The organism is Shewanella xiamenensis (assembly GCF_014647135.1).
Classification (GTDB): Bacteria; Pseudomonadota; Gammaproteobacteria; order Enterobacterales; family Shewanellaceae; genus Shewanella; species Shewanella xiamenensis.
Map to the genome: position 1 here is coordinate 1 of NZ_BMOP01000045.1, position 13,127 is coordinate 13,127.

Sequence of the window (13,127 nt, forward strand, 5' to 3'; positions counted from 1 at the left end):
ATCGCCAAGCGCCTAATTTAGCTTAATGTGCAAACGTTAAGTTAAAGGAGCGGTAGTTCAGTTGGTTAGAATACCGGCCTGTCACGCCGGGGGTCGCGGGTTCGAGTCCCGTCCGCTCCGCCAACATAAAGAAATAAGCCTCATCGAAAGATGAGGCTTTTTTCGTTTATTCGCCGAATAAATCTACTCAGACTAACTATCAGCGGTGTTGTACTCTGTCTCATTCTTGTAAGTTATTCTGATACCATCATTTTTATTAAAAGAATTGAGCCGTTTTCGTTATGATAGACAGCTTATTTTTACGGCTGGACAGTTCAGTTTTTCATTTGTGGGTGAGGTGGTTGTGCGCCACTTGGCAGTATTGAACTGTGTTTCTGCCCACAGATAAATTAAACGGTATAATGTTTACCAATTTTTACGAGTAATAAAATGAATTGTCGCCTAGGCTGTGGTGCTTGTTGTATTGCACCTTCAATTAGCAGTGGGATCCCTGGAATGCCAAATGGTAAGGCGGCTGGGGAGCGCTGTGTGCAGCTCAGTGATGATAATTTGTGTTTGATTTTCGGCTCGCCTGATCGTCCTGCGGTTTGTAGTGATTTTGAAGCGTCTTTAGATGTCTGTGGGGATTCTAACGAAGAGGCGCTTTGGTTGATCACAAACCTTGAATCTCAAACATCTCAATAGTTTATTGCTGACAGGTGAATTATGCAGTTAACACGCTATACCGACTTTGGTGTTCGCACGCTGATGTATTTGGCGGTTCAGCCCGATAGAACAACCCTTTTTAGGATCGCTGAGATTACCGAGGTCTTTGATTTGTCACCAAATCATGTCTCGAAAATTGTGCATCACTTAGGCAAGTTAGGTTATCTAGAAACCATACGCGGTAAGATGGGGGGCTTTCGTTTAGGGAAACCAGCGAGCGAGATTAATCTTGGGCAACTCATTCGTGCGTTAGAGAACTCGCTGGCACCGATTGATTGCAGCAAACCTTACTGCCGCTTCACTCCCGCCTGTCAGTTGAAGGGCGTATTAGCCAAAGCGGTTGAGGCGTATTTAAGTGTGCTCGATCAATACAGCTTGGAGGACATTGTAAGCAATCGAAATGAGTTGCTAGCATTGCTGCCAGATATGACTATTTCTGTCTTACAGTTGGATTAGCGCCTTTCTCATGGGCTAGTTCGATGGGCAACAAGCGTGATGTCGGTACTAGCTCAATTCCTTCCGCCTTTAGGCGTGCTAAGTTCGTTTTTAAGAAGTGAATGGTTTCGGGGTAAGGATGCGCGATGGCCACTAAACTGCCTTGCGCGTGAGCCTGGCTTATCATCAAGTTAAACTGTTTTTCCAGTGCTGTTGCACTGACGTCATTATCGAGAAAGAGTTGGCGTCGTAGTAGTGGCACGCCGAGTAAATCTGCCTTATCTCCCGCCTTAGTGAATTTGGTTGTCATGCTATCGATAAAGTAGAGCTGCTTCTGCTTTAGCGTTTCCATTACCCATAACATAGGATCATCGAGCTGCGTCAGCAGGCTCCCCATATGATTGTTGGCACCTTGAGCGAAGGGCACGCTGGCGATAGCAGCAAGTACACTGCTACGTATCTCTGCTTCGCTCATTTTGTTGGTTAAACCGCCGAGCCCTAAGGCTTTACCATTGAGCGCCTGCATGGGTAAGTGCAGCATAATCTCGTGGCCTTTGGCATGTGCGGCTTTGGCTAGCTTATTGCTGAGCGGCGTGTGTGGCAGCACCGATAAGGTGACTGCGCTGGGGAGTGAAAGCACGGCTTCGTCGGTGTGACGATAGCCGATATCATCGATGATCAAGGCGATTTGAGCTGCATTGCTTGGCGCAATACTGATAGCCAAAAGGGCCAATATATAAAATAGACGCACTATTTCTTCTTATTAGTCATGATGTTGTATCCAAGCAATAGCGGAAATGACTATGTTGTCTTGGCTGACATCGGTTCGTGCTGAGATGGCGTCGATTATAGCCATATTCTTTTGATTGGGGCCAGTTTCGGTTGCAACTTTGATATCTGGCACTATGCCAATAGCGTGGATGTTTTCCCCTTTGGGTGTGTTGTACTGGGCGATAGTGAGCTTGATAGCATTGCCGTCGTTCAGTATGGGGATCAGGCTTTGTACTGTGCCTTTGCCGAAGCTGGTTTCACCGAGCAGCTTGGCGCGACCATTCTCTTGTAGGGCTGCGGCGAGGACTTCGGAGGCGGAGGCCGAGCCTTTATTGATCAGCACTAACATAGGCACATTGGTCAGCATGGTTTGGGGGGAGGCGTAATAGTCGGAATTGGCATCGAAGAAGCGGCCTGAGGTAGAGACGATTCGTCCTTTAGCTAGAAACAGGTCGGCAATTTTGATTGCCTGATCCAGCAAGCCGCCGGGATTATTGCGTAAATCTAAAATCAAGCCCGTAAGATGCGCGTTTTGCCACTGGCTTAAACTGCGCACCATATCCTCGGTGGAGTTTTCTTGAAAGCTGCTGAGCCTAATATAGCCGATATTACCATCCAGTAATGTGCTGGCGACAGATTGAATCGTAATAGTGCTGGGCTTAAGGGATACCTCGAACTGGGCGTCATCATTATGGTGCTTTAAGGTGAGGTGAATACTCTGATTGCTGAGGCTATGTTGTTTGATTTGATTGAGTATATCCGCAAGATTGGTTTCGGTGGTTGGCGTGTTATTTAGCTTGATAATGATGTCACCCGCTTGGATACCTGCCTGTTCGGCGGGCGAGTTTGCAAAGGGCGCGATAATGCTGATATGGTCTTTATCGCTAGCGACCTCAAAACCAAAGCCGAAGTATTCGCCGCGATTGGAGTCTTTTAAGTCGAGTAACTCTTGGTGATTTAAAAAGCTGGAATAGGGATCTAAGTGCTCAAAAATCCCTTTAATGGCCGCTTGCACCAGCTCATCTTTGGAAACGGTTTTAACGTAATAGGTTTCGACCGTTTCTAATACATCCTGCAATAGCGGGTAGTCGAAGTCACTCTGATATGATTTGGCATTCTCTTGGCTGGAGAGGCTAATGGATAGGCCTAGGCTTAGGCCGAGTCCAAGGCAGACGATATTGCGGATTAGATGTTTCATAGCCGTCCCCGATGTTGATGGGGACGGCCACCTTAGCGACAGTACTGATTAACGACAGTACTTGGCTGGATCGACCGCTTGCCCCTTATACCTTATTTCAAAGTATAGGCCAGGCTCTGTCTGTCCACCGGAACGTCCGACTAAAGCAATTGCTTCACCGGTTTTGACCATGTCTCCAGGGCTTTTTAACAGGGCCTGCGCATGGCCGTAGAGGCTCATATAACCTTTACCATGGTCTATCACCATCACCATACCAAAGCCTTTAAGCCAATCGGCATAGATGACTTTACCGCCAGAAACCGCGCGAATATTTTGTCCTTCGGGCGCAGAGAGCATAGTGCCTTTCCACACCACTTGGCCCGATCTCGGGCTGCCAAAACCAGCAGTAACACGGCCCTTTGTTGGCCATTTGAGTTTACCGCCTTGTTTATCGAAGCCTTCCATCGAAGGATTGTCACGCATGGCCTTAAGCGCTTGTTCAACCACCCGTTTTAAGCTGGCCTCTTCAATTTGCAGTTGTTCGAGTTCGGCACCTTTAGTATTTAAGGTGCGCTGTAATTCATTGAGGGTTAATTGGCGTTGATCTTGTTCTTGATTCAAGCGCTTAGATTGCACTTGTTGCTCGGCCATCAACTTAGTTAATTGTTTTTGCTTGCTGGTTTGGGTGACTTTAATCTCATCCAGCTCTGTGATGGTTTGTTTTAACTCGTTAATCGACTTCATCCGCGCTTTGTTGAGATATTGGTAATAGGCCAACATCCGCTCAATAGTGGCGGGACTTTGCTGATTCAGCATCATCTTAGTGTAATCGTGGTTACCGGCTAGGTATGCGCTCGCAAGTTGTTTTGAAAGCGTATTTTGCTGGCTCACCTTGAGGGTTTCTAACTCTTCCTGGCGTTGCTTGAGTTCGGCAAGCGTATTATCAATCTGCGCCAAACTGGTTTTGGTGCTATTGACCTTTTTGGCTGCCGCCGCAATCGCCTCTTCATCGCTGCGTAGCAGTGCGAGTAACTTTTCCCGCTGCTTACTGGTGTTTTTAAGCGCGCTTTGTTGTTGGTTGATTTGCGCTTGGATGGATTTCAACTCGGACTGACGCTTCTCCAAATCAGAAGCGTAGACCGAGAAAGATAACATCATAAAGCCAGCAATAATGCTGGCTTTAACGGGGAGTCGAGTGCTCACTAGGTAACAACTACTCTTTAACGTGGATTAAGGGCTTACCCGTCATCTCTGCGGGAATGGTTTCACCCATCAGGTGCAGAATCGTTGGGGCGACATCACTCAGTTTACCACCTTCATCTATGGTGGCGTCACGGCCAACAAACACAAAGGGTACGAGTTCACTGGTGTGCGCCGTATGGGCTTGGCCAGTGGTTTCGTCGGTCATCTGCTCGGCGTTGCCGTGGTCGGCGGTAATAATACATTCGCCGCCTACTTTTGCCAGTGCGTCAACTACGCGGCCGATACAGGCATCGACAGCTTCGCAGGCTTTAACCGCCGCATCGAAGTTGCCAGTATGACCCACCATATCACCGTTAGGGTAGTTACAGATAATCACATCGTATTTAGCGGATTCAATCGCTGCGACTAACTTATCCGTCAGCTCGGTTGAGCTCATCTCAGGTTGTAAGTCGTAGGTTGCCACTTTAGGTGAGTTGATCAGGATACGATCTTCACCGTTGAATGGCTCTTCCTTACCGCCGTTGAAGAAGAAGGTCACATGGGCGTATTTTTCAGTTTCGGAGATACGTAACTGAGTACGGCCACGATTTTGCAGCACTTCACCTAAAGTATTTACTAGGTTTTCAGAAGGATAGGCGATAGGCGCTTTGATATCAGCCGCGTATTCGGTCAGCGTTACAAAGTTAACCTTTGGCGTCACTGCACGTTCAAAACCGTCGAAATCGGCATTGATAAAGCTGCGGGTGATTTGACGAGCACGGTCGGCGCGGAAGTTCATGAAAATCAGCGCGTCGCCATCGTTCAAGCTGGCAACTTTGCCTTCGCTATCGGTAATGGCTGAAGACGACACAAACTCATCGTTTTCGTTACGCTCATAAGCGGCTTCTAACGCGGTCACGGCGTTATCGTATTGGAACTTCGCCTTGCCTTGGGTGATCAGATCGTAAGCCTGAGACACTCGGTCCCAACGGTTATCACGGTCCATAGCAAAGTAACGACCAATAATCGAGGCGATACGGCCATGGCCCAATGTAGTAAACAGATCATCAAAGTGGCTTAGGCTGCCTTTGGCGCTGCGAGGTGGGGTATCGCGACCATCCAAGAAAGCATGTAAGTACACTTTAGTGGCACCGCGTGCTACTGCCATGCGGCACATGGCTTCGATATGCTCTTCATGGCTGTGTACGCCACCGGGAGAGAGCAGACCCATAATGTGTACTGCACCACCAGCTTTTTCTGCCGCATCAACGGCATCACAAAGGGCTGGATTTTGTTCAAACTCATGATCTGCAATGGCTTTGCTGATACGAGTCAGCTCTTGGTAAACGATTCGGCCAGAACCTAAGTTGATATGGCCTACTTCAGAGTTCCCCATCTGCCCATCGGGCAAGCCTACATCTAAGCCTGAACCTGAAATTAAACCGTGGGCATATTGGGCGTTGAGACGGTCGAGTACTGGTGTGTTAGCGTGGTAAATCGCATTCATATGCGTATTTTCACGGTAACCCCAGCCATCGAGGATCAACAACGCGATTGGACGTTTAGTTGTCGTCATGGTGATACCTTTAAAGTTTAAGGAAGCTAAAGAAATCTGAAATTGGTTAAATATTACTACGTAAGCGGGGTACGAAAAAGCGCTTTACCTAGATTAAGGTCATCGAATCGCTATTTGAGGAGATTCTGTGAGCGCCAAGAGAAGCGAGATGGCGCAAGGGCTGAGCTGTGTTCTAGAACTGTGACTAAACTGCTGCAATCTGCCAAGGCAATGGGTATACTCTGTGCCCTTATCGAATTTTTCGCCATTTATACGGGCTGTAACCATGCAAGAATATATCGAATTTTTTAAGGCTCACACTATGCTAAGTCTGGCTTGGGTGGGTTTGTTTGTAATGCTTGTGGTCAGTGTGATCAAATCGAGCTTCTCTAAAATCAAAAATGTCACTCATCAAGAACTCACCACTATGGTGAACAGACAAGACGCTAAAGTCGTGGATGTGCGTTCAAATGACGAATTCCGCAAGGGCCATATTGTTGATGCAGTTAACGTTACGCTCGCGGATATCAAAAATAATCAGGTTTCTGCCCTTGAAAAGTTTAAAGGTAGTCCCATTATACTGGTATGCAATGCTGGCATGACCTCGTCTCAAGCGGCTCAGCTTTTAAGTAAACAAGGTTTTGAAAACCTGTATAACTTGAAAGGTGGTATGGGTGAATGGCAGGCAGCGAATATGCCTGTTTCAAAAAGCAAAAGATAAGTTGTCGGCGGCAGTTATGCGCTGTGCTGCATAGTTAATTGATTGTGCAGCAGTAGCGTCATCATTGTTTGGCATACTAATCCTGCAGTCACTAAGGGCTTTATTAAGTGTTTAGATTGACTTCACAAGTACCCGTTAAGGGAAAGTAGGGACGGTACTGAGATCTAATACAGGCCTCGTAATAAGCCCGAGCTAAATTGACAAAAAGCCAGCCACAAAAGCGCTGGCATAACATTGATAGGATAGGTAGGAAATTATGGCTGAAGTAGCAAACAACGAACAACAAGCCCCACAATTCAACATCCAACGTGTTTACACTAAAGATGTTTCTTTCGAAACACCTAACAGCCCAGCTGTATTCCAAAAAGAATGGAATCCAGAAGTTAAGTTAGATTTAGACACTCGCAGCGCTAAATTAGCCGATGACGTATACGAAGTGGTTCTGTCTTTGACTGTGACTGCACAAAACGCTGGCGAAACTGCATTCCTGTGTGAAGTACAACAAGCGGGTATCTTCTCAATCGCAGGTCTGACTGAGCCACAACTGGCTCACTCATTAGGTGCATACTGCCCTAACATCCTATTCCCATATGCGCGTGAAGCTGTAGGTAGCTTAGTGGGTCGTGGTACTTTCCCACAACTTAACTTAGCACCAGTAAACTTCGACGCGCTGTTCGCACAATACGTGCAACAACGTCAAGCCGCAGCAGCTGCACCCGCAGCCGAAGAAGCTAACGCTTAATTACATGAAAAACTCTGCCGATATCACGGTGTTAGGGGCGGGCTCTTATGGCACCGCCCTTGCCATCTCTTTAGCCAGCAATGGTCATAAGACCTTGTTGTGGGGGCACGATCCTGCCCATATGCAGACGCTCGCTCAGGACAAATGCAACCAAGCTTTCTTGCCGGGTATTGCCTTTCCTGAGTGTTTACATATCGAAGCCGACTTAGCCAAAGCTTTAGCGGCCAGCAATAATGTGCTGATTGTCGTACCTAGCCATGTGTTTGGCTCGGTATTGGCCCAAGCGAAACCTTTGTTACGCCAAGATGCTCGCATCGTATGGGCAACCAAAGGACTCGAGCCTGAAACCGGACGTTTGCTGCAAGATGTGGCCCGTGATGTGTTAGGCGAGCAATATCCGCTGGCGGTATTGTCAGGACCGACGTTCGCGAAGGAATTAGCCATGGGATTACCTACGGCGATTTCGGTTGCGGGCACCTGTCCAAAATTTACCGCTGAGCTAGTGGAATTGCTGCACAGCCCTAAACGCTTACGTGTTTACGCTAACGACGACTTTATCGGCCTGCAATTAGGCGGCGCGGTGAAGAACGTTATCGCCATTGGTGCGGGCATGTCCGACGGTATTGGCTTTGGTGCTAATGCCAGAACGGCGTTAATCACCCGCGGTTTAGTCGAGTTAACCCGCTTAGGTGAAGCCTTAGGCGCCAGTACTGCCACCTTTATGGGCATGGCTGGATTAGGCGACCTAGTGTTAACTTGTACCGACAACCAATCCCGTAACCGCCGCTTTGGTTTAGCCTTAGGTAAAGGCTGCGATGTGGATACCGCCCAGGCAGAAATTGGCCAAGTGGTTGAAGGTTATCGCAATACTAAAGAAGTGTTTACCCTGGCGAAGCGCATGGGCGTCGAAATGCCGATCACCGAGCAAATCTACCAAGTGTTATACCAAGGCAAAGCGCCCTTGGATGCCGCCAAAGAACTGCTCAGCAGAGAAAAAAAATCAGAAACGCCAGCGCAATAAAGCGCGAGCCGTGATGATGCTGAATAAAATAAAGGGTGCTAAAATAGCGCCCTTTTTTATGTCCGATCGCTATCGCCTTAATGTTACCGGCAGCAGTCGGGCATTGGCTGTATCCATTAAGAGTGGATGCTGAATGCGGAATATCTACCCCAATATCGAAGATCAATACCGTAACTCAGTCTTTGAACTATTTGGGGTGATAGGCAATAGCTAAATCAATTTATCGACTGGAGTATAAGTGTGAAACATCATGATGTAATTATTATCGGAGCCGGCGCCGCAGGATTAATGTGTGCTGCAACAGCGGGTTACCGAGGTCGTGATGTACTGGTACTCGATAATGCCAAGCAGGCAGGGCGTAAAATCCTTATCAGCGGTGGTGGCCGTTGTAACTTTACTAACCTGAAAGTCGAACCCGCCAACTTTATCTGTGGCAACCCACACTTTGTTAAATCCGCGTTGGCGCGTTATCCGTCGCAACAGTTTATCGAACTGGTTGAGCGCCACGGCATTGAATACCACGAGCGCGACCATGGCCAGCTGTTCTGTAATGACTCGGCCAAAGAGATAGTCACTATGCTGCTGACCGAATGCGAATGGGCGGGTGTGAGCATTAAACTGCGCACCGATATTCTGGCGGTGAGCAAAACTGAGGCAGGCCGCTTTGCGCTAACCACCTCAAATGGCGAGTTAAGTTGCGACTCCTTAGTGATCGCCACCGGCGGTTTATCTATGCCAAAACTTGGCGCCACGCCCTACGGTTATCAATTGGCCGAGCAGTTTGGGCTTAAGGTGTTGCCAACTCACGCGGGTCTGGTGCCTTTTACTTGGCACAGTGAAGATAAAATTCGCTTCGAACCGCTATCGGGCATTGCCGTACCGAGCCGTATTACCGCCAAAGATGGCACAGCCTTTAGCGAAGCCTTACTTTTCACCCACAGAGGCTTATCTGGCCCCGCTATTTTGCAGATTTCCAACTATTGGAAAGCGGGCGAAACTATAGAAATCAATCTATTACCCAATATGGATGCCGCACAGGCCATAGAGCAACAACTGGCCGCACATCCTAAACAGAGTCTGCGTAATACCTTAAGCCAGTGGTTACCTAAGCGGCTGGTGGAAGTGTTATTCGATGAAGCTTTGCTCAACAAAGCCTTAAATCAGCTGGTTCATGCAGAGCGCGCCAAGTTAGTCGACGATCTGCACCGCTGGACAGTCTTAATGAATGGCACCGAAGGCTATCGCACCGCCGAAGTGACCCTCGGCGGCGTAGATACCCATGAACTGTCCTCCAAAACCATGGAAGCCATAAAAGTCCCCGGCCTGTTTTTTATCGGCGAAGTGATGGATGTCAGCGGTTGGTTAGGCGGCTTTAACTTCCAATGGGCCTGGGCATCTGGTGTGGCGGCTGGACAAGCGGTTTAGTCTGTTTGGGAACAATAAAGTTTGAAGAAATATTTAGAAAAATTAAATGAACTAGAAATCGCTTGTCATAACAATTTTGAGGATGATTCAGATGAACATTGGGTTGATGAAGAATACGTCCGTATAAGAGTTGATGCTCTCAAGTTGCTAAGTAGCGCAAGCAAAGAGTTAGAAGTAAATGAACTCACGAGTTTTAGATTGAAAATAGTACAGTTCTTTTGTGCCAATATGGGATGTCATTTAGATATTAAAGTGCTTGAATCTGAAGATGCAAATGTACTGTCGCATAATGAGATCGAATTAATATTGGGAAATTCTCAGTTAGCGCGGTGGAATACGTAAATTTAGGTTTGTTTTCTGCACATAACAAACAAAACACAAAAACACGGACACCCAGCCTTAATAGCGCGGTAGCTAACCTCCGACTATGCTTTGGTTAAGCATTGAACATGGAGGTTTGTATGCCGCGCCCTCGCAGAACTCAGATAAGTCTTGAAGACACCCCTTATTACCATTGCTGTAGCCGCGTTGTTCGGCGGGCATTTTTATGTGGTGATGATACCTATTCGGGTAAAAACTATGACCATCGCCGCGCTTGGGTCGAATCGCTATTGTTTGAACTTGAAGCGGTTTTTGCTATTGATGTGGCGGCCTTTGCGGTGATGTCGAATCATCTGCATCTGGTGCTGCGAGTCGATATCGAGACTGCCAATCGTTGGACTGACCGCGAAGTGCTTGAGCAGTGGCATAAGTTGTTTAAAGGCGATGAGTTAACGCGAAAATTTGTTAAAGGTGAGTTGGTTGAATCTCATCAGGTCAACAGATTAAAGCACTCAATCGCCCTTTATCGTAGTCGATTATGTGATATCTCATGGTTTATGCGCTGCCTCAACGAACCGATTGCAAGACAAGCAAATCAAGAAGATAACTGCACAGGTAGGTTCTGGGAAGGGCGGTTTAAATCCCAAGCCCTACTCGATGAAGCCGCTGTGCTAGCTTGTATGACTTACGTCGATTTAAATCCCATCAGAGCACAACTCGCTGATACACCAGAACAATCCGACCATACCAGTATTCAACTACGTATTCGGGCCGCATTAAAAGGTGAGCAGCCCAGCAATCTTCTACCTTTTATCGGTAGCGAGTGCGACAACCAACCCAATAGCATTGCGTTTTCATTAATGGATTACCTTCAATTGGTGGATGATACCGGCCGAATTATTCGCAATGATAAACGTGGATACATCAGTGAAAGTAGTGCCAAGATACTGAACAGATTAAATATCCCCCATGACAATTGGCTCAAGTTGACAACCGAATTTGGCAAGTTATTTCATGGCCCTGTAGGCACATTGCAAAAGCTGACCGATTACTGCGAACACTTAGAAAAGCGACGACGGCACTTTGCCGCAAGCTGTCAGCACTTTCACTGCAATTGACAACGACTGACATCACTTCAAAAGCCTACATTCAGAACACATCCCAAGCACTAAGGGACGATATCCCTCGTCTGAAAAGCACCCATTTTTGAAAGAATTAGCGCAATTTATTGCCTCAGATGCTGCCCCTGCGTCTTTTGATGGCTCTTTTTTAAACAATGTTAACTTTTACAAGTTGTAGGCAAACTGAAAGTCCGTTATGTTGTTGATTTAAATTGGGTGGCCAAGTTTAGTCCAGATATTAAAGTGCTTGAATCTGAAGATGCAAATGTACTGTCGCAAAATGAGATCGAATTTATATTGGGAAATTCTCAGTTAGCGCGGTGGAATACGTAAATTTAAGTTTGTTTTCTGCACATAACAATTCAAGGAAGTTGGCGTTGTATACATTGTCACTGTTTCCCCTGTGACACGCCGCCTTTTTATTTTACAAGAAGTATCCCTATAGGCTCGAAGGCGGCATACATGCCGCCAACGGTCAAAGTTACGACAATGGCAATCGTAACTATCTAAGCTATTATCTCGATTCTTTACCTCGAATGCAGCCTTGCTACTTTTCTTGTTACTTATTGAAGTCATTCTAGCCAGATGTGTTGTCGGAAAATCGAAAGTGAATTATGTTATTGCTTTACTTTGGGTGACTCTATTTTTTAGGTAAGATTATGGAACTAACTGATCCGAACTACGTATTAGATTTGTTCAAAAAACTAATAATGAGTGTTTTTGAAGAAATGAGAAACCCAACAAACTCTTTTGACTTAAACGAAAAAAATTATAAACGGAATATTGGATTAATAGCTCAGATCGACGTATCTAATATTTATTTACGTTTATCTTCTATTTTTGACCAAATCAATGAATTAAAAAATCGTGTTGCTTTAGAAAATGAATTTCAAATTAGTCAATTTAATTATGAGACGATGCTAAGGCAGTTTTGTGATGATTACCATGATGTCGTAAATGTTGCTGCATCCATAAAAAGTAGTTTAGACCAAAGGTCTGGTTTGCTCGGTCTATTCAAAGGCTACAATAATCCGATTGAAACCATATTGAGTGGGAAAAGCTACCAATTGAACTTTCAGCAATTGCGTAACAAATTTTCTTATCATGCAGCAGTTCTTCGGCAGTCAGAAAAGAAAACGATAGATACTATCGCAAAAGATTTGGACGAATTTATGCTTAACTTTACTTGAGGCTGAAAAACTGGACACCCATCCTTAATAGCACTTAAGTCAACCTCCTATTATGCTTGGTTTGGTTAAGCATTAAACAAGGAGGTTTGTATGCCGCTTCTTCGCAGAACTCTGAAAAGCCTCGAGTTCATTCTTGTATATCAGTTGGTTAGCTGTATTGTGCTGCGTGACTCTTTTGCGGTAATCCTACCATTTTTAACATTCTTGCCATTGAGTCTAACTAGTTAGGTGTAATGTATAGAAAACTTGAAAAACTATACATGTTTTCTCTGTCATGTATAATTTTTGAGGAAAACTATACATATTGAATCTCTTCAGTATAGAAAAGAGTGGAATTTATCTATGTTAGACTCACTGGCTTTGCTTCCTCTTCCTAACATTGAACTGTGGGAAACCCGTTCGGTACTCAAAAAAACTGCCGAAGCACATCGCTACTTGGCAGAGCTTAAAGGTGTCGCAGCCAGCATTCCCAATGAAGCTATTTTAATCAATACGTTAGCTCTGCAAGAGGCAAAAGATAGTTCTGAAGTTGAGAATATCGTCACTACGCACGATGAGCTTTATAAGGCCAATTTATTTGAAGAGGCCATTACTAACCCTGCTACCAAAGAAGTCCAAGATTATGCTTTTGCTTGGCTTTGTTTCCTAAATCGATTCAGCGAACAAAGCCCCTCATAATCGTCTAAATATCAAACTACACGGTAAGTTACAGGCATGCCTAGCCCAGTAAGTTTGTTCAAAGCCCTAATCATCGCGTAAGC

Annotated in this window: 14 protein-coding genes and 1 tRNA gene; 11 read left to right on the top strand and 4 right to left on the bottom strand. The window is 46.0% G+C overall.

The window, feature by feature from the left end:
- Positions 1–46: 46 nt before the first annotated feature.
- The 3 genes from IEY09_RS19835 (at position 47) to IEY09_RS19845 (ending at position 1,161) form a co-directional block, all read left to right on the top strand.
- Positions 47–123: transfer RNA gene (locus IEY09_RS19835), tRNA-Asp, on the top strand.
- A gap of 306 nt (positions 124–429) precedes the next feature.
- Positions 430–684, top strand: a complete 255-nt coding sequence (locus tag IEY09_RS19840) for a YkgJ family cysteine cluster protein (RefSeq protein WP_011624688.1) — start codon at positions 430–432, stop codon at positions 682–684.
- A 21-nt stretch (positions 685–705) separates the two neighbouring features.
- Entirely contained in the window at positions 706–1,161 is a 456-nt protein-coding gene (locus IEY09_RS19845; RefSeq protein ID WP_169548488.1) for an Rrf2 family transcriptional regulator, read from the top strand.
- Here the strand turns inward: IEY09_RS19845 and IEY09_RS19850 are convergent.
- Genes IEY09_RS19850 through gpmM form a run of 4 tightly spaced genes read right to left on the bottom strand, consistent with a single transcriptional unit; the run spans position 1,136 to position 5,846 of the window.
- A complete protein-coding gene (locus tag IEY09_RS19850) occupies positions 1,136–1,891 on the bottom strand; it encodes a divergent polysaccharide deacetylase family protein (protein WP_188872379.1) in 756 nt (251 codons plus the stop codon). The genes IEY09_RS19845 and IEY09_RS19850 overlap by 26 nt on opposite strands.
- A 12-nt stretch (positions 1,892–1,903) precedes the next feature.
- A complete protein-coding gene (locus tag IEY09_RS19855; protein WP_037431155.1) occupies positions 1,904–3,109 on the bottom strand; it encodes a S41 family peptidase in 1,206 nt (401 codons plus the stop codon).
- A gap of 48 nt (positions 3,110–3,157) precedes the next feature.
- The gene (locus tag IEY09_RS19860; RefSeq protein ID WP_037414470.1) at positions 3,158–4,291 is read right to left on the bottom strand and encodes a murein hydrolase activator EnvC family protein; all 1,134 of its coding nucleotides are present in this window, start codon (positions 4,289–4,291) and stop codon (positions 3,158–3,160) included.
- A gap of 10 nt (positions 4,292–4,301) precedes the next feature.
- Positions 4,302–5,846, bottom strand: a complete 1,545-nt coding sequence (gene gpmM / locus IEY09_RS19865; RefSeq protein ID WP_188872381.1) for a 2,3-bisphosphoglycerate-independent phosphoglycerate mutase — start codon at positions 5,844–5,846, stop codon at positions 4,302–4,304.
- Between the two features lie 265 nt (positions 5,847–6,111).
- Here gpmM and IEY09_RS19870 point away from each other — a divergent pair, with 265 nt between their 5' ends.
- The 8 genes from IEY09_RS19870 to IEY09_RS19905 all read left to right on the top strand — a co-directional run bounded on the left by IEY09_RS19870 (position 6,112) and on the right by IEY09_RS19905 (position 13,044).
- Positions 6,112–6,546: a rhodanese-like domain-containing protein gene (locus IEY09_RS19870; RefSeq protein WP_011620881.1), complete on the top strand. Its 435-nt coding sequence runs from the start codon at positions 6,112–6,114 to the stop codon at positions 6,544–6,546.
- Positions 6,547–6,802: 256 nt separating this feature from the next.
- On the top strand, positions 6,803–7,288 hold the full coding sequence (gene secB / locus IEY09_RS19875) for a protein-export chaperone SecB (RefSeq protein ID WP_011620882.1): 486 nt from the start codon (positions 6,803–6,805) through the stop codon (positions 7,286–7,288).
- A gap of 4 nt (positions 7,289–7,292) precedes the next feature.
- A complete protein-coding gene (gene gpsA / locus IEY09_RS19880; RefSeq protein ID WP_037431152.1) occupies positions 7,293–8,309 on the top strand; it encodes an NAD(P)H-dependent glycerol-3-phosphate dehydrogenase in 1,017 nt (338 codons plus the stop codon).
- Between the two features lie 240 nt (positions 8,310–8,549).
- Positions 8,550–9,734, top strand: coding sequence for a BaiN/RdsA family NAD(P)/FAD-dependent oxidoreductase (locus IEY09_RS19885; RefSeq protein ID WP_188872383.1), 1,185 nt, complete (start codon positions 8,550–8,552; stop codon positions 9,732–9,734).
- 21 nt (positions 9,735–9,755) lie between these two features.
- Complete coding sequence (locus IEY09_RS19890) at positions 9,756–10,076, top strand: hypothetical protein (RefSeq protein WP_188872385.1); 321 nt, start codon at positions 9,756–9,758, stop codon at positions 10,074–10,076.
- A 119-nt stretch (positions 10,077–10,195) separates the two neighbouring features.
- Positions 10,196–11,173: a transposase gene (locus IEY09_RS19895; RefSeq protein ID WP_069453862.1), complete on the top strand. Its 978-nt coding sequence runs from the start codon at positions 10,196–10,198 to the stop codon at positions 11,171–11,173.
- Between the two features lie 662 nt (positions 11,174–11,835).
- Positions 11,836–12,366: a hypothetical protein gene (locus tag IEY09_RS19900; protein ID WP_099457171.1), complete on the top strand. Its 531-nt coding sequence runs from the start codon at positions 11,836–11,838 to the stop codon at positions 12,364–12,366.
- A gap of 342 nt (positions 12,367–12,708) precedes the next feature.
- Complete coding sequence (locus IEY09_RS19905; protein WP_229778058.1) at positions 12,709–13,044, top strand: Fic/DOC family N-terminal domain-containing protein; 336 nt, start codon at positions 12,709–12,711, stop codon at positions 13,042–13,044.
- The last annotated feature ends 83 nt before the right edge of the window (positions 13,045–13,127 follow it).